20 protein-coding genes are annotated in these 21,627 nt (G+C 59.4%); 12 read left to right on the forward strand and 8 right to left on the reverse strand.

Going from position 1 to position 21,627, the window contains the following annotated elements; genetic code table 11:
* Nucleotides 1-193: 193 nt before the first annotated feature.
* Nucleotides 194-1,228: an aspartate-semialdehyde dehydrogenase gene (locus DOU54_RS07860; protein ID WP_003522626.1), complete on the reverse strand. Its 1,035-nt coding sequence runs from the start codon at nt 1,226-1,228 to the stop codon at nt 194-196.
* 511 nt (nt 1,229-1,739) lie between these two features.
* On the opposite strand from DOU54_RS07860, the gene DOU54_RS07870 reads away from it, so the two are divergent.
* The 3 genes from DOU54_RS07870 to DOU54_RS07880 all read left to right on the forward strand — a co-directional run bounded on the left by DOU54_RS07870 (nt 1,740) and on the right by DOU54_RS07880 (nt 6,856).
* A complete protein-coding gene (locus DOU54_RS07870; protein ID WP_004443480.1) occupies nt 1,740-3,623 on the forward strand; it encodes an MFS transporter in 1,884 nt (627 codons plus the stop codon).
* A gap of 192 nt (nt 3,624-3,815) precedes the next feature.
* Nucleotides 3,816-5,390 carry a Re/Si-specific NAD(P)(+) transhydrogenase subunit alpha gene (locus tag DOU54_RS07875; protein ID WP_006697607.1) on the forward strand — a complete coding sequence of 525 codons (1,575 nt, stop codon included), beginning with the start codon at nt 3,816-3,818 and terminating at the stop codon, nt 5,388-5,390.
* A 20-nt stretch (nt 5,391-5,410) separates the two neighbouring features.
* On the forward strand, nt 5,411-6,856 hold the full coding sequence (locus tag DOU54_RS07880; protein ID WP_113380790.1) for an NAD(P)(+) transhydrogenase (Re/Si-specific) subunit beta: 1,446 nt from the start codon (nt 5,411-5,413) through the stop codon (nt 6,854-6,856).
* 246 nt (nt 6,857-7,102) lie between these two features.
* Here DOU54_RS07880 and rutF read toward each other — a convergent pair whose 3' ends face one another.
* From rutF to DOU54_RS07915, 7 genes are all read right to left on the reverse strand, one after another.
* Entirely contained in the window at nt 7,103-7,627 is a 525-nt protein-coding gene (gene rutF, locus DOU54_RS07885) for an NADH-dependent FMN reductase RutF (protein WP_004443483.1), read from the reverse strand.
* 26 nt (nt 7,628-7,653) lie between these two features.
* Complete coding sequence (locus tag DOU54_RS07890) at nt 7,654-8,244, reverse strand: malonic semialdehyde reductase (protein ID WP_022556850.1); 591 nt, start codon at nt 8,242-8,244, stop codon at nt 7,654-7,656.
* Between the two features lie 17 nt (nt 8,245-8,261).
* A complete protein-coding gene (gene rutD / locus DOU54_RS07895) occupies nt 8,262-9,053 on the reverse strand; it encodes a pyrimidine utilization protein D (RefSeq protein ID WP_193603309.1) in 792 nt (263 codons plus the stop codon).
* 13 nt (nt 9,054-9,066) lie between these two features.
* Entirely contained in the window at nt 9,067-9,453 is a 387-nt protein-coding gene (gene rutC, locus DOU54_RS07900; protein ID WP_004443491.1) for a pyrimidine utilization protein C, read from the reverse strand.
* A gap of 26 nt (nt 9,454-9,479) precedes the next feature.
* Complete coding sequence (gene rutB, locus DOU54_RS07905; RefSeq protein ID WP_004443492.1) at nt 9,480-10,220, reverse strand: pyrimidine utilization protein B; 741 nt, start codon at nt 10,218-10,220, stop codon at nt 9,480-9,482.
* Entirely contained in the window at nt 10,217-11,308 is a 1,092-nt protein-coding gene (gene rutA, locus DOU54_RS07910) for a pyrimidine utilization protein A (protein ID WP_045532245.1), read from the reverse strand. The genes rutB and rutA overlap by 4 nt, the downstream gene beginning before the upstream one ends.
* 460 nt (nt 11,309-11,768) lie before the next feature.
* A complete protein-coding gene (locus tag DOU54_RS07915) occupies nt 11,769-12,380 on the reverse strand; it encodes a biliverdin-producing heme oxygenase (RefSeq protein ID WP_113731036.1) in 612 nt (203 codons plus the stop codon).
* A 294-nt stretch (nt 12,381-12,674) separates the two neighbouring features.
* On the opposite strand from DOU54_RS07915, the gene DOU54_RS07920 reads away from it, so the two are divergent.
* From DOU54_RS07920 to DOU54_RS07960, 9 genes are all read left to right on the forward strand, one after another.
* The gene (locus tag DOU54_RS07920; RefSeq protein ID WP_113731038.1) at nt 12,675-13,559 is read left to right on the forward strand and encodes a dihydrodipicolinate synthase family protein; all 885 of its coding nucleotides are present in this window, start codon (nt 12,675-12,677) and stop codon (nt 13,557-13,559) included.
* Between the two features lie 20 nt (nt 13,560-13,579).
* On the forward strand, nt 13,580-14,236 hold the full coding sequence (locus tag DOU54_RS07925) for a GntR family transcriptional regulator (protein ID WP_004443498.1): 657 nt from the start codon (nt 13,580-13,582) through the stop codon (nt 14,234-14,236).
* A gap of 100 nt (nt 14,237-14,336) precedes the next feature.
* A complete protein-coding gene (locus DOU54_RS07930; protein ID WP_113380796.1) occupies nt 14,337-15,665 on the forward strand; it encodes an ABC transporter substrate-binding protein in 1,329 nt (442 codons plus the stop codon).
* On the forward strand, nt 15,665-16,603 hold the full coding sequence (locus tag DOU54_RS07935; protein ID WP_004443501.1) for a carbohydrate ABC transporter permease: 939 nt from the start codon (nt 15,665-15,667) through the stop codon (nt 16,601-16,603). The genes DOU54_RS07930 and DOU54_RS07935 overlap by 1 nt, the downstream gene beginning before the upstream one ends.
* A gap of 14 nt (nt 16,604-16,617) precedes the next feature.
* Nucleotides 16,618-17,439, forward strand: a complete 822-nt coding sequence (locus DOU54_RS07940) for a carbohydrate ABC transporter permease (protein ID WP_169538611.1) — start codon at nt 16,618-16,620, stop codon at nt 17,437-17,439.
* Nucleotides 17,440-17,471: 32 nt separating this feature from the next.
* Entirely contained in the window at nt 17,472-18,530 is a 1,059-nt protein-coding gene (locus tag DOU54_RS07945; protein ID WP_113731040.1) for an ABC transporter ATP-binding protein, read from the forward strand.
* Nucleotides 18,531-18,550: 20 nt separating this feature from the next.
* Nucleotides 18,551-19,510 carry a sugar kinase gene (locus tag DOU54_RS07950; RefSeq protein WP_113380797.1) on the forward strand — a complete coding sequence of 320 codons (960 nt, stop codon included), beginning with the start codon at nt 18,551-18,553 and terminating at the stop codon, nt 19,508-19,510.
* Between the two features lie 142 nt (nt 19,511-19,652).
* Nucleotides 19,653-20,711, forward strand: coding sequence for a DmpA family aminopeptidase (locus tag DOU54_RS07955; protein ID WP_113380798.1), 1,059 nt, complete (start codon nt 19,653-19,655; stop codon nt 20,709-20,711).
* Between the two features lie 20 nt (nt 20,712-20,731).
* Nucleotides 20,732-21,598 carry a D-amino-acid transaminase gene (locus DOU54_RS07960; RefSeq protein WP_004443511.1) on the forward strand — a complete coding sequence of 289 codons (867 nt, stop codon included), beginning with the start codon at nt 20,732-20,734 and terminating at the stop codon, nt 21,596-21,598.
* The last annotated feature ends 29 nt before the right edge of the window (nt 21,599-21,627 follow it).

Here is a 21,627-nt window from a genome sequence, read left to right on the forward strand (position 1 = left end):
AGTTTTTCCCGAGAACCAAACCGTCAATACTGTATGATTCAGGTGCCAAAACTGTCTTTTGGCGGCCTAAATTGCCTTTCGGCAGCAAGGCCTGCAAATAAACTGGCCGTGATCTCGCCAATTATAAAACCCGCCTGCCCCACACAGAACAGACGGGTTATACTTAACGAACCTTAAAAATTCGTATCTCGGATCAGGCGGCCGCCTTGCGCGGCTTGATGAAGCCACGATTGATCAGCAGTTCGGCGATCTGGACGGCGTTAAGGGCAGCACCCTTGCGCAGGTTGTCAGAAACAACCCACAGGTTGAGACCGTTTTCGACCGTCGCATCTTCGCGGATACGCGAGATGTAGGTCGCGTCTTCGCCAGCGGATTCAACCGGCGTGATGTAACCGCCGTTTTCGCGCTTGTCGATCACGAGGCAACCCGGTGCTTCGCGCAGGATGTCACGGGCCTGATCGGCGGTGATCTCGTTTTCGAACTCGATATTGACCGATTCCGAATGGCCGATGAAGACAGGGACGCGCACGGCCGTGCAGGTCACCTTGATCTTCGGATCAAGCATCTTCTTGGTTTCGGCCAGAACCTTCCATTCTTCCTTGGTGTAGCCGTCTTCCATGAAGACGTCGATGTGCGGGATAACATTGAAGGCAATGCGCTTGGTGAACTTCTTGGCTTCGACCGGGTCGGCCACGAAAACGGCGCGGGTCTGCTGGAAAAGCTCGTCCATGCCTTCCTTGCCGGCGCCGGACACCGACTGATAGGTGGAGACGACGACGCGCTTGATCTTGGCGAAGTCATGCAGCGGCTTCAGCGCGACAACAAGCTGCGCCGTGGAGCAATTGGGGTTGGCGATGATGTTCTTCTTGGTGAAGCCTGCAACCGCATCGGCGTTGACTTCCGGTACGATCAGCGGAACGTCCTGATCGTAGCGCCATGCGGATGAGTTATCGATGACGACGCAGCCCTGCTGGCCGATCTTCGGCGACCACTTCTTGGAAACATCGCCGCCTGCAGACATCAGGCAGATATCCGTGTCGGAAAAATCGTAGTTCTCGAGGTTCGAGACCTTCAGCGTGCGGTCGCCATAGGAGACTTCCGTGCCCTGCGAACGGGCGGAAGCGAGCGGCACGACTTCATCGGCGGGAAAACCGCGTTCGGCCAGGATATTGAGCATTTCGCGACCGACGTTGCCGGTGGCGCCTGCAATTGCAACTTTGAAACCCATGATCAAGCTCTCTTTCTGTCTCTCCTCTTTTTGGTGAGGTGGGAACCCGCATCATCAGATCGCGGCTTCCTCGATCCCCAGCCAAACCGGGGAGAGAGCGGTGGCCAGAGACGTCAGACGGTTTTAATCGTCGTTTTGGCCGTAATTCGGATAGAATAAGAAAGGCGCGGATCATCGCCGGCGGATTGTGCCGGTCCTTCCATGACGAACATGTCTGCAACATGCATGCGCAAGGTGATGCTCCTTCTTCGCGAGAAGCTATTAGAAGGTTTCTCGGTTCTGTCAAGGAAAAAGGCGCGTCATGCAGCCGCTCGGACCAAAGCACAAATCGCCGCAGCGACATATTCGGGACGTTTAACATTAGACTAAAGTCATAATCCGAAAGCATCGCTCTTATTGGGGTTAATTTTCTGTCACTCTCATGATCCGCGCATTGCAGCCGCAAGGTGAGTCCAGAGGAGAGAGTTGGGCTCCGCAATGCGTCGATTGGGACATCTGTGGAGGACAGACAATGGCAAATGTTGCAGCCGTAAGCGGCGCCGCCCGTCCGATGACGGGTGAAGAGAAGAAGGTGATTTTCGCCTCTTCTCTCGGAACAGTCTTCGAATGGTACGATTTCTATCTCTATGGCTCGCTGGCGATTTACATCGGCGCGAACTTCTTCAGCCAGTATCCGGAAACGACGCGTAACATCTTCGCTCTGCTGGCCTTTGCCGCTGGCTTCCTCGTCCGCCCCTTCGGCGCACTGGTCTTTGGCCGCCTCGGTGATATCGTCGGCCGCAAATATACCTTCCTCATCACCATCCTCATCATGGGTGTGTCCACCTTCCTCGTCGGCGTCCTGCCCAGCGCATCGCAGATCGGCATTGCCGCTCCGATCATCCTGATCGTTCTGCGCATGCTGCAGGGTCTGGCGCTTGGCGGTGAATATGGCGGTGCCGCAACTTACGTGGCCGAACATGCCCCCAACGGCCGCAGGGGCTATTACACCTCCTGGATCCAGACGACGGCGACGCTCGGCCTGTTCCTGTCACTGGTGGTTATCCTCGGCGTGCAGTTCGCGCTCGGCAAGGAAGCTTTCGCTGCCTGGGGCTGGCGCATTCCCTTCCTCGTTTCCGTTCTGCTGCTTGGCGTATCCGTCTGGATCCGTCTGAAGATGAACGAATCCCCCGCCTTCAAGAAGATGAAGGAAGAGGGCAAGACGTCGAAGGCGCCGCTCAGCGAAGCCTTCGGCCAGTGGAAGAACGCCAAGATCGCGCTCATTGCGCTTGTCGGTGCCGTCATCGGCCAGGCCGTTGTCTGGTACACGGGCCAGTTCTACGCCCTTTTCTTCCTGCAGAGCATTCTGAAGGTCGACGGACAGTCGGCCAACATCATGGTGGCGGCAGCGCTCATTCTTGGCACCAGCTTCTTCGTTATCTTCGGCTGGCTTTCAGACAAGATCGGCCGCAAGCCGATCATCATGGCCGGCCTCATCCTTGCCATGCTGACCTACTTCCCGCTGTTCAAGGCACTGACCTGGGCAGGCAACCCGGCGCTTGCACAGGCACAGGCGAGCGTTCGCGCCACCGTGACTGCCGCACCGGGCGACTGCAAGTTCCAGTTCAACCCGACGGGCACGGCGAAGTTCACCACGTCCTGCGATATCGCCACCTCGTTCCTGACACGCAACTCGGTGCCTTACGACGTGGTTGCGGGCGCAGCCGGCCAGCCGGCCACCGTGAAGATCGGCGACGCCACCATTACCAGCTACGACGCCGTCGCCGCCGGCGCGGATGCGGCAGCCAAGGACAAGGCGTTCCAGAAGCAGGTCAACACGGCGCTCCACGATGGCGGTTACCCGCTAGTGCGTGGCGCGGCACAGGTGCCGGACGCGAAACTGGACGCCTTCATTGCCGCAAACCCGGAACTGAACCTCAATGCAGACGCCGTTCGCGCTGCCGACAAGAAGATGGTTGCGACCGACAAGCTGGTGGCTGACAAGCTGCTGACCCCGGCCGAAACCGGTGGTGCAGCCGAAATGGCCGTTTACACCGTGGCCGGCGGCGGCGCCTTCTCCATGGTGGCCGATCCGGCTGCCGTGAACTGGGTTGTCATCATCGCGGTTCTCACCGTCCTCGTGATCTACGTGACGATGGTCTATGGCCCGATCGCAGCTTTGCTGGTCGAACTGTTCCCGACCCGCATCCGCTACTCCGGCATGTCGCTGCCATACCACATCGGCAACGGCTGGTTCGGCGGCCTTCTGCCCGCCACCGCCTTCGCCATGAGCGCGGCCAAGGGGGACATCTATTATGGCCTCTGGTATCCGATCATCTTTGCAGGCATCACGCTGGTCATCGGCATGCTGTTCCTGCCGGAAACCAAGGATCGTGATATCCACGCCATGGATTGAGTGGCAGTCGATGAAACGCAGCAATCACCCGGCGCTTCGGCGCCGGGTTTTTTGTTGCCGCCGTACCGCCATCGCCGAAAATGGGCTTTTCCAGCCTGTCAATCCGCCGCAGGTAGAAAAACAGCAAGAACAAGACAAAAACACTCGAAATGGGCTATGACGGCTTATCAGGACGGGAATGGGAGAGCAGTTTTGAGAATCGGGACACCTAAGGAATTATATGAGGGCGAAGCCCGCGTTGGCATGACGCCGGATAGCGCTCAGGCTTTGCAGAAACTGGGATATGATTGCGTCATCGAAGCCGGCGCCGGCAAGGCGGCCGGTTTTTCTGACGACGCCTATCGCGCCGCAGGCGTGACCGTGGTCGACAGCGCTGAGGCGCTTTACACCGGCTCCGACATCATCGCCAAGGTTCGTCCGCCTGAAACCTCGGAGATTGATCGCCTGTCTTCTGACAAGACGCTGATCTCGTTTTTCTATCCCGCCCAGAACAAGGACCTTCTGGAGCAGGCGAAGGAAAAGGGCGCTAACGTCATCGCCATGGACATGGTGCCGCGCATTTCCCGCGCCCAGAAGATGGACGCGCTCTCCTCCATGGCCAATATCGCCGGTTATCGCGCGGTGATCGAGGCCGGCAATAATTTCGGCCGGTTCTTCACCGGGCAGGTCACCGCCGCCGGCAAGGTGCCCCCCGCCAAGGTGCTGGTCATCGGTGCCGGCGTTGCCGGTCTTGCCGCCATTGGCACGGCCACATCGCTCGGCGCGATCACCTATGCCTTCGACGTTCGCCCTGAAGTGGCCGAGCAGATCGAATCCATGGGCGCGGAATTCGTCTATCTCGATTTTGCCGACCAGCAGCAGGATGGCGCAGCGACCGGCGGTTATGCCGCCCCCTCCTCGCCGGAATTCCGCGAGAAGCAGCTGGAGAAATTCCGCGAGCTTGCACCGCAGATCGACATCGTCATCACCACGGCGCTGATCCCGGGCCGCGACGCGCCGAAGCTGTGGCTTGCCGACATGGTGGCGATGATGAAGCCGGGTTCGGTCATCATCGACCTCGCCGCCGAGCGCGGCGGTAATTGCGATCTGACGGTTCCCGACCAGCGCGTCGTGTCCGACAACGGCGTCATCGTCATCGGCTACACCGATTTCCCAAGCCGCATGGCGACGCAGGCCTCGACCCTCTACGCTACCAATATCCGTCACATGATGACCGATCTGACGCCTGCCAAGGATGGCAAGGTCGTTCATAACATGGAAGATGACGTCATCCGCGGCGCGACGGTCACCTATCGGGGTGAAATCACATATCCTCCGCCGCCACCGAAAATTCAGGCCATTGCCGCGCAGAAACCGAAGGAAAAAGCAAAAGAGCTGACGCCGGAGGAGAAACACGCCAGGGAAAAGGCCGAGTTCAAGGCACAGACCAAGAACCAGGTCGGGCTTCTGGTCGCCGGCACGGCCGTCTTGCTGCTCGTTGGCCTTTACGCGCCGGCAAGCTTCATGAGCCACTTCATCGTCTTCGTGCTTGCCTGCTTCGTCGGCTTCCAGGTGATCTGGAATGTCAGTCACTCGCTGCACACGCCGCTGATGGCCGTGACCAACGCGATTTCCGGCATCGTCATCATCGGCGCGCTGCTGCAGATCGGTTCCGGCAACTGGCTGGTGGTGATCCTTGCCTCGCTTTCCGTCCTGATCGCGACGATCAACATTGTCGGCGGTTTCCTCGTGACACGGCGCATGCTCGCCATGTTCCAGAAGTCCTGAGTGTGCGGGGATTTAAATAAATGACCATTGGTATTGTTTCCGCGGCCTATGTTGCCGCAGCCGTTCTTTTCATCCTCTCGCTCGGCGGTCTCTCCGGACAGGAAAGCGCCAAACGTGCCGTCTGGTACGGCATAACAGGCATGGGCCTCGCCATCATCGCCACCGTCTTCGGCCCTGAAATCAGCAAGGGCGTCGGGCGATGGCTCGTCGTGCTCCTGATGCTGGCCGGCGGCTCCGTGCTCGGCTACTTCGTCGCAAGCCGTGTACAGATGACCGAGATGCCGCAGCTTGTGGCGGCGCTTCACTCCTTCGTCGGCCTTGCCGCCGTTTTCATCGGCTTCAACGCCCATATCGAGGAAGCGCATGTCGCCTCGCTCGATGAAACCGCGCGTTCCTTGCTGACGGGCTTTTCCGCCATCCTCGCCCACAAGACGCCGGTGGAACTGGCGATAATGAAGGTGGAGGTCTTCCTCGGCGTCTTCATCGGCGCGGTCACTTTCACCGGCTCCGTCGTCGCCTTCGGCAAGCTTGCGGGCAAGGTGGATGGCAAGGCGAAGAAGCTGCCGGGCGGGCATCTGCTGAACGCTGGTGCTGCGATCCTGTCGCTGGTGCTGCTCATCATGTATTGCAACGGCGCAGGCGCATGGACGTTGGTCCTGATGACGCTTGCCGCCTTCTTTATCGGTTACCACCTGATCATGGGCATTGGCGGCGCCGACATGCCTGTCGTCGTCTCGATGTTGAACAGCTATTCCGGCTGGGCGGCAGCAGCCATCGGCTTCACGCTCGGCAACGATCTGCTGATCGTCACGGGCGCGCTGGTCGGCTCCTCGGGTGCGATTCTCTCCTACATCATGTGCAAGGCGATGAACCGCTCCTTCATCTCGGTCATCCTCGGCGGCTTCGGCGGCACGACGGGCCCGGCGATGGAAATCGAGGGCGAACAGGTGGCGATCGACGCCGAAGGCGTGGCCGCAGCGCTGAACGACGCCGACAGCGTCATCATCGTGCCCGGTTACGGCATGGCGGTGGCGCAGGCGCAATCGGCCGTATCGGAACTGACCCGCAAGCTGCGCGCCGACGGCAAGACCGTGCGCTTCGCCATCCATCCGGTGGCTGGCCGTCTTCCGGGCCACATGAACGTGCTGCTCGCCGAAGCGAAGGTGCCTTACGACATCGTGCTCGAAATGGACGAGATCAACGACGATTTCCCAAGCACCGACGTCGTCATCGTCATCGGCTCCAACGACATCGTCAACCCGGCAGCGCAGGACGACCCCAACTCGCCCATCGCGGGCATGCCGGTTCTGGAAGTGTGGAAGTCGAAACTCGTCATTGTCTCCAAGCGCGGCCAGGGCACGGGCTATTCCGGCATCGAGAATCCGCTGTTCTACAAGGACAATACGCGGATGTTCTATGGCGATGCGAAAAAGTCGATCAACGACCTTCTGCCGTTGATCAAGTAAATGAGAAGGGCGTTTCCGGGAGACCGGGAACGCCCTTCGACTTTCTGAGAAACGACGATAGGTTTCGTCCGTCATGCCGGACTTGATCCGGCATCCAGCCATGGCGCGTCTGCGCCGTGAAAAGAGTCTTACGCGATCAAGGACTTGATCGCGCTGGACCCCGGATCAAGTCCGGGGTGACGGTGTGCGGATGCTATGGCCGCGCCAAACAGAATCGTCCCGCGGGATGTTGTCGATAGACCGCCTTCAAAGCACCCGGTAACGCCGGTTGAAATACATCAGCGCCTCATCACCCGCATTGATCTTCATATCCACAACCTCGCAGATGAGAATATCGTGCGTGCCGCCGTCATGGGCCTCGCGGATGCGGCAATCGAAAGAGACGAGCGCATCTTCGAGAACCGGCGCACCGGTTTCGAGCACGCCCCAGTTGCCCGCAGCGAAACGTTCCTCGGCAGGCGTCTTGCCGCCGAAGAGCGTGCTCAGCACCTCATGATGGGCGGCGAGCGTGTTGACGCAGACCACACCATTGGCCTTCACCACCCTGTAAGCGGAAGAATTGCGGTTGAGGCAGATGAGAAGCGTGGGCGGATTGTCGGAAACGCTGCAAACCGCCGTCGCGGCGAAGCCTGCCCGGCCTGCGGCGCCATCCGTCGTGACGATATTGACCGCCGCACCGAGCCGCGCCATGGCGTTTCTATAATCGAGGCTGCGTTGCTCTGCAGTCTTCGTCTCCATTGCCGCTTCCTTTTCAAGAGACATCATCTGCATCTAACCCATCCTTCCTTAACAGGCCATCAAGCCAGCACACAGGCGTCGTCAAAGCCAAGGCGCGGCAGGCGGCCAAAGAGCTTTGACGGATCGCCATGACCGAGATTGATGAGGAAATTGGATTTCCACGTCGTGCCGGCAAAAAACGCCGCATCCACCTTGCCCTTGTCGAAACCGGACATGGCCCCGGTATCCAACCCCAGCGCGCGGGCGGCAAGGATCAGATATCCGGCCTGAAGCGTGGCGTTGCGAAAGGCAGTTTCTTCGGCCACGGCAGGGCTGGAGGTAAACCACGAACGCGCATCGGCGTGCGGAAACAGTTCCGGCAGTTTCTCGTAAAATTCGCTGTCGATGGCAGCGATGACGGTGACCGGCGCGGCCATGGTCTTTTCGAGATTGCCCGAGGAGAGTGCCGGCCGAAGCTTTTCCTTGGCTTCCGGGCTGCGCACGAAGACGAAACGTGCCGGCGAGCAATTGGCCGAAGTCGGTCCCATCTTCGTCAGGTCGTAAAGCGCGTGCAGCGTCTCGTCACTGATCGGCTTGTCCGTCCAGCCATTGTGGGTGCGTGCTTCGGTGAAAAGCGTTGCGAGTGCTGCATCATCCAGTGCTTTCGTCATCGTGCTCTAAAATCCTGTCAGAATGTTTGGTCAACCGGCAGCAGAAACTGCAAAAGCCGGGCGTTGAAAAGGTCGGGTTCGGTGATATTGACCGCGTGAGCCCCGAAATCGAGAAGGCAAAGCTCGCTTTGCGGCAAACCGTCGGCAAGACGCAACGAGCGGGTATAGGGCACCAGAAGATCGTCCTTCGTCGCCACCACCAGCACCGGATTGCCTATCTCGCCAAGCCGTGCGTCCACATCGAAGGCCCGCAGCGCCGTAATGCGGCGAAGCACATTCTCCTTGCCCTGAAAATGCGCCACGCCATGGGCATCGTCCCGTGCCAGCCGGTCCTGATTGGCAGACATCCACGCCGCCGGATAAAGGAACAGCGGCTGCGCCTTGACAAAAGCCTCTACTCCAGAATTTTCCAGGAGTTCGATCCGCACATCAAAGCAGCGCCCGGAATGCGGATCGGCCTTGCTCCACGCGTTGATAAGCACCAGCCGGTCGATAAGGCCGGGCCGCCGCAGCGCGATATCGAGGCCGATCAGGCCACCGAGGGCATGTCCCATGAAGTGGAATTTTTCGAGGTTCAGGGCTGAGACAATTTCCAGCACATCATCCGCCATGGCGGAAATGCCGCCATCGAGCGGCACTTCGCCGCCTGTCCTGCCTGTTCCGCGATGGTCATAGGTGACGACCCGGAAATGGCCGGAAAGAGCCTCGATCTGCGGCGTCCAGTAAGCACCCGATCCGCCCAGTCCCGAGGACAACAGGATAGTGGGGGCCTCAGGCTCGGTGCGACCATGAACCTCGAAATGCATCATCTGCCTTTTCGCCCTATTTGCCGATATGGGCGACGGTGGCGATTTCCACCAGCGCATCGGGCTTGACGAGGCCGCACTGGATGCAATAACGCGCCGGCTTGTCGCCGGGGAAATATTCCGCATAGACTGTATTGACGGCCTGATAATTCGCCCAGTCGGTGATGAAGATGTGGTTCATCGTCACGTCTTCCATCGTGCCGCCGGCGGTCTCGATGACCGACTTGATGGTTTCGAGAACATGGCGGGTCTGCGCGCTGGCATCGCCCACATGCACGACATTGTTGTCCTTGTCGAAGGGCAGCGTGCCGGACACGTAAACCACGCCATCGGCGAGGGTTCCCGGCGAAAAGGGAGCGATGGGTTTGCTGGTGCCAACAGGTACGATGATCTTTTTCGGCATTTCGTTCTCCTCTTTGTGTTTCTCAATCAATCGGTGACAGGTGCTGCCTGCGAGATGACGCCGCAGAAATCATTGACGGTGGCGACCCAGCCGAAAAACTTCTCGACATTGTAGACCGTCGCCTGCTGGATAAAGTCCGGCCCGAGATGATGCGTGGCATCCTCCAGCATCACCCCGAAATATTCGAGGTGGAAAGCATCGCGCAGCGAGCTTTCCACGCAGACATTGGTGGCGATGCCGACAAAGACCAGATTGCGGATGCCGCGGGCGCGCAGCACGCTATCCATATTGGTATTGAAGAAACCGCTGTAACGCGTTTTCGGCACCAGAATATCGCCGGGCTGCGGTTGCAGCTCGTCGACAATGGCGTAGTCCCATGTGCCCTTGGCCAGCAGCTGGCCCTGCAGTTCCGGCCTTTTGCGCATGGTCTTCAGCGCATTGGACTTGTGCCAGTTGGGCGAACCCGGCCCGCCCGCCTCGACATAGTCCTTGTCCCAGCCATTCTGGAAATAGATGACCTGGACACCGGCGGCCCGCGCCGCATCCAGCGTCTTCTTGATGTTGGCGATGGTGCCTTTTGCGCCTGAGATATCGAACCCGGCCAGATCGACATAACCGCCCTCGGTGGAATAGGCGTTCTGCATGTCGACCACGACAACGGCGGTCTCGCTGGGTTTCAGGGTAATCGGCTCCGGCCTTGCGGGAAGCGTGACACTTTCCGAGCGGCTTTCCGGGCCCTTGTAACCTGCCACGACGGCTTCGCTCATTCCGCTGCCTCCAGTGCCGCTTGAACATGCGCGCGGCTCTTCATCAGCGGCTGCACGTATTTGCCGAATTTTTCGACCCCTTCGAGGAAATCATCGAAGGTCAGCATCACGCCCCCCGTTCCCGGCACCTCGCTCATTTCATCCAGCATGGCCGCCACTTCCTCATAGGAGCCGATCAACGTTCCCATGTTGATATTGACCGCAGAGACGGGGTTGGACATATGCCGGACATTGGTGTCGGAACCGGATTTGGTGTCAACGGCGCTCTGCAGGCCGAGCCACTTGATCGCGTCCTGATCCGCACCAGCCTTGTAATGCTCCCACTTCGCCCAGGCATCCTCGGATTTTTCCTCGGCTAGCACCATGGTCAGCACCACGGACTTAACCTCGCGGCCGCTCTTTTCCGTTGCCGCCAGAAGCCGCTCATTGGTGGGCGCAAAGGCCTTGGGTGTGTTGACACCAACGCCAAAGCAGAAGCTGTAATCGGCGAACTTGGCCGAAAATGCCATGCCGGAATTGGACGAACCGGCGCAGATGAGCTTCACATCACCCTGCGGCACCGGCTTCATGCGGCAATCATCCATCTGGAAGAATTTACCCTTATAGTCCGACTGACCTTCCGTCAGCAGCTCTTTCAGCACAGTCGTATATTCACCGAGATATTCGTAACGGTCTCCGAAATAATCATCGCCCGGCCAAAGACCCATCTGGCTATATTCCGGCCGCTGCCAGCCGGTAATGAGGTTGATGCCGAAACGGCCACCGGAAATGGAATCGATCGTCGTCGCCATACGCGCAACGATCGCCGGCGGCATGACCAGCGTGGCGGCGGTGCCGAACAGCTTGATCTTTGACGTGACGGCGGCCAGCCCCGCCATCAGCGTGAAGGATTCCAGATTGTAATCCCAGAATTCGGTCTTGCCGCCAAAGCCGCGCAGCTTGATCATCGACAGCGCAAAGTCGAAACCATATTGCTCCGCCTTCAGCGTGATCGCCTTGTTCAGGTCGAAGCTCGGCTTGTATTGCGGCGCGTTTTCGGAAAGAAGCCACCCATTGTTCCCGATCGGGATAAAAACACCAATTTCCATTTTGCTGTTCCCTTTTTTGCGTCAGGTGTCTCCTGACTTGCCAAAAGAGTAGCAGGTTCTGTGCCAGACCAAATAAAATAATTTTATCAAATGGATAAAATTTCGGGACAGATTAAGCCTTGACCGACAGGCAAATTTTTTATCATTTGGTAAAAATATTTGCCTGTTTATTCAGCAAATATCGAGAGCGGCACATCAAAGGCGAGTGGCCCTTACCACAGTCGCAGACTGATTTAAGAAATCCGAAGGCTCTCCTCCGTCATGCCGGACCCGATCCGGCATCCAGACACGGCGCGTCTGCGCCGTGAATGGAATCTTTCGCGATCAAGGACTTGATCGCACCGGACCCCGGATCAAGTCCGGGGTGACGGCGGTAGGGAGTTAAGACTCAATCAAATGCGCACGCGCGAGGGGGCGTTCTGCGCGATGAGGACAACAACCGCGCAGTTATGCGAAACCCTCAGCCCATCCGCTGCTGCGCATAAGCATGGACCGCCCGAAACGCCTCTTCAGCGCCGGCAGCAACACGCTCTTCTTCTTCCACCGTCAGCGAAATTTCATCGAGGGCCGCAGTAAACGTGCGCCAGTGCAGGCCACGTCCTTCCGGTGCGCCGGCCAGATGGCGCGCGCCGAATTCTTCATCCAGACCGAGCTTGGCTGCATCCTTCAGCAGGAAGGCAGCGCCAAGATTGGAGCCCTCGACCACGTAAAGCCAGCCCATGGCCTCCGGCAGATCGAAGGGCGTTTCGGCGGTAAAGCGCGGTTCGGACGTTTCCGGAATGGCAAGACCGAGATCAGCAAGGTCCTGCTCGATCATGGGAAGACGACGACGGCCCTTGAGGTCGGGGAGCAGACCATCAAGCGTGTGATTGGAGAAAAAGGCATCGAGATCGCGGTGGAAGAGATATTGCGTTTCCACGAATTTGCCGAAGTTCTCCCGGCTCATGAACGGCTTCGCCGCCATGATGAAGGCATCCAGATCGCCATGCGCACCGCGCGTTGCAGCTTTCAGGCGCTTGACGCGGCTCTGCTCGATCTCTGCTACAGGCGCTGCCGGCTCGGCGATGGTCATGATGATGGTCCCTTTATCCCTATATTCAGACTGCCTGATAAAAATCTTTACTCCAACAGTCAAATTTATTTTCGCACTATCGACACGCCTTGGAAAGAGCATCGGGCCGCCATCTCCCTGGCAGGGCAGCCTACTCTAAGCTTCCTTGACCCTTCGTCTCAACACCTGACGGCGCGGCCAGAAACGAAGCGAAACCTCAAATCGGACTTCCGGACAATCATATTGCAATTAGCTCTTTACAACTAACATGTCAGCATGCCATCAATTCGTAGTCACCTTGGAGGAGCATCTTAATTGACCCAGAAATTCGGCCTTTCGGCAGCCCTGACAACCCCTTTCAAAACGGACGGAACGGTCGATATCGATGCCATGATCGCCCATGCCCGCCGCTGCCTGTCAAATGGTTGCGACAGCGTGACGCTTTTCGGTACGACAGGCGAAGGATGCTCGGTCGGCAGCCGCGAGCGGCAGGTCATTCTCTCACGCTTCATCGAGGCCGGTGTTGCGCCTGCCCGTCTGGTCACCGGCGTTCTGGTGGATTCCATCGAGGACGCGGCCGACCAGTCGGCTGAAGCGCTGAAAGCCGGCGCACGCAATATTCTGCTCGCGCCACCCTCCTATTTCAAAAATGTCAGCGATGACGGCCTGTTTGCCTGGTTCTCGGCGGTGTTCGCCAAGATTGGTAAAGATGCACGCGACATTCTCGTTTACAACATCCCATCCGTAACCATGGTCACACTATCGGTGGAGCTGGTGGGTCGGCTGCGGCAGGCGTATCCGGGCGTCGTCACCGGCGTCAAGGATTCCTCCGGCAACTGGAGCCACACCGAGCGCCTGCTGAAAGAGCACGGCGATCTCGCAATCCTGATCGGCGATGAGCGCGACTTGGCCAAGGGTGTTCGCCTCGGCGGTCAGGGTGCGATATCGGGCGTAGCCAATTTCCTCACACAGGAAGTGCGCGCCATGGCCGTCGACGGCAAGGATGACAAGCGCGTCGAGGATCTTGTTGTGGAACTTCTGAAATTCCCGGTTACACCAGCCGTCAAGGTGCTGGTATCACACACGACAGGGGAAAATATCTGGTCGGATGTGCGCGCACCGCTCGTGGCCATTTCACCGGAAGGCCGGCGGCAGATCGAAGGCGCTTTCGACGCGCTGTTTCGCAAACAGGCCGCCTGAACGGAGCTGAAAGGTTGAGCATGGACGATACCGGCGAACAGACATTGCGGGAACGGGCGTATGAGAGCTTTACGCATCACCTTCTCTCGCGTGATGTTCGCCCGGGGCAATTCATCTCGCAGCGCCGCCTTGTGGAACTGACGGGTCTGCCGCTCGGCGCAATCCGGGAGGCAATTCCGCGGCTGGAGGCGGAAGGTCTGATCAAGACCGTGCCGCAGCGGGGATTACAGGTTGCCCACATCGACATCAACCTCATCCGCGAAGCATTCCAGTTCCGTATCTTCCTCGAAAAGGAGGCCGTGGCACTCTTTACGCGTTCTGCCTCAGACGCAGCTATTGCCAAACTGTTGAAACAGCACCGCGATATCGCCGAAGCGGCCGAAAATGGCGGGGAATCGCCGGAACTGGAGCAGCACGCGCAGCAGGTGGACTGGGGCATGCACGATGCCTTCATCGATGCGCTCGGCAATTCGATCATCTCGAATGCCTACCGGGTCAACTCCATCAAGATGCGCCTCATCAATCAGGAGCGCTTTCGCATCGCCGGCCATGTGAAGTCGGTCATGAAGGAACATCTCGCCATTCTCGAAGCCATCGAGAGGCGATCCGTGGAAGACGCCGTGGAACGGCTGACCGCCCATATCCGCAACGCAAGGGACAGGGCGCTGGCGGTTTAAGGCAAATCCGGCGGGACAAAGAGGGTCTGCGCCGGCCTTGCAGGGAATAAGCAACAAGCCGGGGTGAGGAGAATTTCCGGCTAACTGGAGGAGAACAGACATGACGCATTCATTGCTCAACCCCACGCGCCGCGCCTTTCTGGCAGGCACGGCGGCGCTTGGCGGCAGCGCGGTGCTCGGCATTCGCCCGGCATCGGCGGCGGTGAACTGGAAGAAACACGCGGGCACTACCCTTGAAGTCAATCTCGTCAAAAGCCCGCGCAGCGAAACGCTGATCAAATATCTCGGCGAGTTCGAAGAGCTGACCGGCATCAAGGTCAATGCCGAAGCGACACCGGAACAGCAGCAGCGCCAGAAGGTGGTTATCGAACTTTCCTCCGGCAAGCCGAGCTTCGACGTGGTGCATCTGAGCTATCACGTTCAGAAGCGCCAGTTCGAAAAAGGCAAGTGGCTGGCTGATATCAGCGGCTTCCTGAAAGACCCGTCACTCACCGATCCGTCGTTGGTCGAAAAGGACTTTGCCGAGGCCGGCATGCTGTTTGCCAAGGATAGCGACGGCGTGCTGCGCTCGCTGCCCTTCTCGGTGGATTACTGGATCGTCTACTGGAACAAGGAGCTCTTCGAAGCCAAGGGCCTGAAATACCCCGAAACTTTCGAGGAACTGGTAACGGCCGCGGAAAAAATCACCGATCCCGCAACCAATACCTATGGTTTCGTGGCGCGTGGCCTCAAGAACGCCAATACGCCGGTCTGGACCTCGCTGATGCTCGGCTACGGCGCAAAGCCGATTGTCGACGGCAAGGTCAACACCGAGTCCAAGGAGGCGGTTGAAGCGGCCAAGCTCTATCAGCGCCTGATGACCAAAGCCGCGCCTCCAGGCGTCTCCGGCTTCAACTGGGCGGAAGCGCAGTCTGCCTTCCTGCAGGGCAAGATCGGCATGTGGTTCGATGGCGTCGGTTTTGCCCCGCCGATCGAGAACCCGGAAAAATCCCGCGTCGTTGGCAAGGTCGGTTATGGCGTCATGCCGAAGGGCCCGGCAGCGCAGGCCGCTGGCACATTCGGTGATGGCCTCGGTGTTGTCGAAGCCAGCAGCAAGAAGGAAGCCGCTTACCTCTTCTGCCAGTGGGCGATTTCGCATGAAATGGGCGCTCGCCTGTTGCAGGCAGGTGCAGGTGTCCCGTTCCGCCAGTCCATCCTCGAAGACCAGAAGGTCCGCGAGGGCGTCAAGATGCCGGCCGCCTGGCTGGATGCCGTTGTCGGTTCCGGCAAGGTCTCGCAGCTTGCCCTTCCCGTTATCATTCCGGTGACGGAGTTCCGCGACATCTACGGCGTCGGCCTCACCAACATGATCGGCGGCGCCGACCCGGCGGCGGAACTCAAGAAGGCAACGGAACAGTTCACACCCGTTCTGGCGCGTAGCGAGGGATAATGGCCTCCGTGAGCATCGAAAACACCAAGACAGGCGCCAGTCGCAAAGAAGGGAGCAGGCCGGCAAGGCTTGCTCCCAACTACTGGCCTTTCGTCATACCGGCACTTGTCGTCATTTCGGCTGTCATCGTTTTTCCATGGGTCTTCACCCTCTGGATGAGCGCGCATCGCTGGACGCTCGGACAGGAGCAGAGCTTTATCGGTTTCGAGAACTACGTAAGGCTCGCAAGCGACGCCAGGTTCTGGGAATCGCTTTGGCATACGCTCGTTTATACCGTGCTGTCGGTTGTCGCTCCGCTCTTCCTCGGAACATTGGCGGCGCTGGTTTTCGATGCGCAGTTTCCGCTGCGCGGTTTTCTGCGCGGCGTTTTCGTGATGCCGATGATGGCGACCCCGGTCGCCATCGCGCTGGTCTGGACCATGATGTTCCACCCGCAGCTCGGCGTCCTGAACTATCTCCTGTCCTTCATACACATCGGCCCGCTGGAATGGATCTACAATCAGTCGACCGTCATTCCGTCGCTGGTGCTGGTAGAAACCTGGCAATGGACGCCGCTCGTCATGCTGATCGTGCTCGGTGGGTTGGCGGCCGTGCCGCGCGAACCCTATGAAAGTGCGGAAATCGACGGCGCCAATGCCTGGCAGAAATTTCGCTACCTGACCATGCCGATGATCGCGCCGTTCCTGATGATCGCCGTCATCATCCGCTCCATCGATGCCGTCAAGAGCTTCGACATCATCTATGCGATGACCCAGGGCGGGCCGGGCACGGCCTCCGAAACCATCAACATCTATCTCTACAATACGGCGTTTGCTTATTACGACATCGGTTACGGCTCGGCCATGGCCGTCGTCTTCTTCATCATCATCGTGGCGCTTTCCTTCGTGCTTCTGATGGTGCGCCAACGCTCGCAATGGAACGAGATGGAGGAACACTGATGTCCGCAAAAATCCTGAAACGCAGAAATCTCGACCGGCTCGGCCTGTTCTTCGTGGCGCTGGTGATGATTTCGCCTGTTATCCTGTTCTTCATCTGGATGATCTCGCTGTCGCTGAAATATGAAATCGACAACGGCGCCTATCCGCCAATCCTGATACCCGAACGTTTCGCCTGGTCGAACTATGTGAAGGTGTTCGAAGAGAACAATTTCTTCCTCTATTTCTGGAATTCGGTCCTCGTGACAGGGGCGGCCACCATTCTAGCGCTCGTCATCGGCGTTCCCGCCGGTTACGGCATCGCGCGGCTGAAGGCGGAAAAATCCGCCGTCGTGATCATGATCGCCCGCATGACGCCCGGCCTTTCTTTCCTCATTCCGCTGTTCCTGCTGTTCCAATGGCTGAACCTGCTCGGCACGCTCTGGCCGCAGATCATCATCCATCTTGTTGTGACGGTGCCGATCGTCGTCTGGATCATGATCGGTTATTTCGAGACGACGCCGAAAGAGCTGGAAGAGGCCGCAAGCATTGATGGCGCATCCTCTTGGCAGGTGTTTCGCCTGGTGGCGCTACCGATCGCCAAGCCCGGCATCGTCGTCTCCTTCATTCTGGCGGTCATCTTCTCGTGGAACAACTTCGTCTTCGGCATCGTGCTGGCCAGCCGTGAAACCCGCACCCTGCCGGTCGCGGTCTACAACATGCTGTCCTTCGAACAGGTGAGCTGGGGTCCGCTGGCTGCAGCCGCGTTGATTGTGACGCTGCCAGTGCTGCTGCTCACCATGTTCGCACAGAAACAGATCGTCGCGGGCCTGACCGCCGGCGCCGTCAAGGGCGGCTGAACCATCAAACAAATAAATACGGGAACCTGCACATGGCACCGGTCAATATCCAAAACGTCCAGAAGCGCTTCGGCTCCGTCAACGTCATCCACGGCATCGATATCGACATCAAGGATGGCGAATTCGTCGTCCTCGTCGGCCCTTCCGGCTGCGGCAAATCCACCCTGCTGCGCATGATTGCGGGGCTGGAAGAGCTGAGCGATGGCGAAATCCATATCGGTCCGCGCGAGGTCAGCCACCTGCCCGCCCGCGACCGCGATATCGCCATGGTCTTCCAGAACTACGCGCTTTATCCACACATGACGGTCAAGGACAATATGGGCTTTGCGCTGAAACTGAAGAAGGTGAGTGCGGAGGAAACCAAGGCCAAGGTGGACCGGGCGGCCGCCATTCTGGGCCTGGAAAAACTGCTCGACCGTTATCCGCGCCAGCTCTCGGGCGGCCAGCGCCAGCGTGTCGCCATGGGCCGCGCGCTGGTGCGCGACCCACAGGTCTTCCTGTTCGATGAACCGCTTTCCAACCTCGATGCCAAGCTGCGCGTGCAGATGCGCGGCGAGATCAAGGCCATGCATCAGCGCATCGGCACGACGACCATATACGTCACCCATGACCAGGTAGAGGCCATGACGATGGCCGACAAGATCGTGGTGCTGCATGATGGCGTCATCGAGCAGATCGGCGCGCCGCTCGAACTTTACGACAATCCCGCCAATCTCTTCGTTGCCGGCTTCATCGGCTCGCCCGCCATGAACTTCATTCGCGGCCGCGTTGAGGAAGGCGTCTTCCGCACTGCCAAGGGTCTCAGCCTGCCGCTGCCCTCCCATGCCGATATCGGCAAGCTCGGCGGCCGCGACCTCGTCTACGGCGTGCGGCCCGAACATATCCGCGCGGCCGAGACCGGCATCGAAGGCCGCGTCGAACTGGTTGAAGGCACCGGCTCGGAAATCTATGCCAAACTCAATTGCAAGGGCGACGACATCGCCTGCCTGTTCCGCGAACGCCTCAATGTCCGCTTCGGCGATACGATCCACATTGCCATCGATCCGGCAACGGTGCATCTGTTCGACAAGGACAGCGGCAAGCGTCTTTGAACACAGCAGGAGTGAGCAGCATGGCAGACAATCAGGGTGGCAAGCATGTCCTCTGCGTGGGGGCAGCCGTGCTCGACACCCTGTTTCGCGTTCACGACATGCCAAAGGGTGAAGGCAAGGTCCTGCCCTATGAAATGCTGCAGATCGCCGAAGGCATGGCGTCCAGTGCTGCCTATGCCGTGCATCGCATGGGCGGCCGCGCCAGCCTGTGGGGTGCGGTGGGCGACGACGAAACCGGAAGCCGTATCCTGCGCGATCTCAGCGAAAGCGGCATCAACACGAGCGGCATGACGGTCGCGACCGGCGCACGCTCGGCCCTGTCAACGATCATCATCGATAACAGGGGAGAGCGGTTGATCGTGCCTTTCTACGATCACCGGCTGCACGAGAAGAAGCGGTCGTGCACGCCGCAAGACATCGCGCCTTTCGACGCCGTTCTGGTGGATGTGCGCTGGCCGGAACTGGCGCTTGATGTGCTCACGGTGGCGCGCACGCTTGGCAAACCCGCGATTCTCGATGGAGACGTTGCACCCGTCGAAATCCTTGAGAAGCTTGCGCCAGCCGCGAGCCATATCGTCTTTTCCGAACCCGCAGCTGCCCGGCTGACGGGGCTTGAAACGGTGAAAGACATGCTGCCGGTGCTGCATGCTCGCTACCCTGAGACCTTCATCGCTGTTACCGCCGGACCAGCGGGTTGCTGGTGGACCGAGCCCAATGATCCCACGGTGCATTTTCAGGAGACGATGTCCATCGAAGCAGTCGACACACTGGCGGCGGGCGATATTTTCCACGGCACGTTTGCGCTCGCAATGGCTGAGCGCATGGAAAGCCGCGCCGCCATCCGCCTCTCCTCCGTCGCTGCCGCGCTCAAATGCACAGTCTTCGGCGGCCGGGCCGGCGCACCGACCCGCGAAGAGACCGAGCAGGCCATGCGGCAATGGCTGGAGCGTGAAGGCGAACCCGCGCTACGCGCCTCCTGACTGCATCCAATGCCCGCATAAAACTATTCCATTTTTGCGATGCCGTTTCCCGGCGAACTAGGCTAACGTTCGGACAAGCAAAGCTTTTCACAAGCCGCACACGTCCCAATTTCAGCCCGCATTCCGCAAAAGTGATCGCCCGATGCATCAGACGACCCGCCCGAGACTGCGCGATATCGGTTTCCGGCCCGGCCATTTTGAAACCGGCCGGCTCAACGCCATCACCGATGTCGAAGGGGTGGCCGTTGGCCATTCGACCGTTACCGAAGGTGAGACGATCCGCACCGGCGCAACCGCGATCCTGCCGCATGGCGGCAATCTCTTTCAGGACAGGGTGCCTGCCGCCTTCGCCGTCTATAACGGCTTCGGTAAATTTGCCGGCTCGACCCAGATCGAGGAACTCGGCGAACTGGAGACACCGATCCTTCTCACCAATACGCTGGCAACCGGTCGTGCCATCGAGGCGATCAACCGCCATACGCTGGCGCAGCCGGGGAATGAAAAAGTCGTCTCGATCAATGCCGTCGTCGGCGAGACCAACGATTCCCGCCTGAACGACATCCGCGCCGGCCGCCCGACGATCGAGGAAATCTCGGCCGCGCTGAAAAATGCGACCATCGGCCCCATCGCAGAGGGCGGGGTGGGCGCAGGAACCGGCACGGTCGCCTTCGGCATGAAGGGCGGCATCGGCACCGCCTCCCGCCTCGTCACCATTGCCGGTGATGCTTACACCATCGGCGTTCTCGTACAATCCAACTATGGCGGCCATCTGCTGGTCTGCGGCAAACCCTATGTCAGCCCTGATCACCAGGACAAGGATGGCTCCATCGTCATCATTGTCGCCACCGACGCGCCGCTCTCTTCCCGCAATCTGAAGCGCTTGGCGGCCAGAAGCTTCGGCGGACTTGCCCGCACGGGTGCGGCACTCAGCAATGGCTCCGGTGATTATGCGCTGGCATTTTCCACCGATCAGCGCCTGCGCCGCACGCCTGCGCGCCGCAAGGCCGTTACGGACTACCCCGAGCTTTCCAACGACGCGATCTCGCCGCTCTTCGAAGCCACGATAGAGGCGACGGAGGAAGCGATCCTCAATTCGCTCTGCGCAGCAGAAACGACAACCGGCTTCAATGCCGGCACCGGCAAGGCCTCCACGGTCGAAGCCATTTCCATCGACACCCTCAAAACCCTTCTTTCAGCCTGACTTTTCCAGACGGAGTTTTCATGACTAGCCCATCCGGTCGCATCGTTTACGTCAACGGCGAGTTCCTGCCCGAAGCGGACGCCCGCCTTTCCATCTTCGACCGAGGATTCCTGTTTGGCGACGGCATCTACGAGGTCACCTCCGTTCTGGAAGGCAAATTGATCGACAGCGACCTGCATATGGCGCGGCTGGAACGCAGCGCCCGCGAGATCGATGTCGCCCTGCCGGTCACGACCGGCGAGATCGTCGAGGCCGAACGTCGCCTGATCGCCGACAACAATCTCGTCGAAGGCATGATCTATCTGCAGCTGACGCGTGGTGCGGAAGATCGCAACTTCCTGTTCTCTGCCGATCTGAAGCCGACGCTGGTCATGTTCACCCAGGCGAAGAAGCTGATCGGCACTCCGGTCGAAGAGGTCGGGATCGCCGTCAAGTCGGTTCCCGACCAGCGCTGGGAACGTCGCGACATCAAGACCGTCTGCCTGCTTCCGCAGGTCATGGCAAAGCGCATCGCCAAGGCCGAAGGCTGTGACGAGGCGTGGATGATCGAGAACGGTTTCGTCACTGAAGGCGCGTCCTCCACCGCCTATATCGTCACCGCCGATAAGAAGATCATCACCCGCGGCAACAGCAACAAGACCCTGCCCGGCTGCACCCGCCTCGCCGCCCTGCAACTGGCAAAGGAAGCAGGCTTCACGCTGGAGGAACGCCCCTTCACGCTGGAAGAGGCGCTGAATGCCGATGAAGCCTGCCTGACCAGCGCCTCCAACTTCGTGGTTTCGGTCACGAAGATCGACGGCAAGCCGGTAGGCAACGGAAAGCCCGGACCGATGGTAAGCCGCCTGCGCGCGCTCTACCTCGAAAACGCACGCCGCACGGCGATCTGATCGAACGCGTTTTGTTTATCGCATTTCCG

The organism is Agrobacterium sp. MS2, from assembly GCF_003261015.1.
GTDB lineage: Bacteria > Pseudomonadota > Alphaproteobacteria > Rhizobiales > Rhizobiaceae > Agrobacterium > Agrobacterium pusense.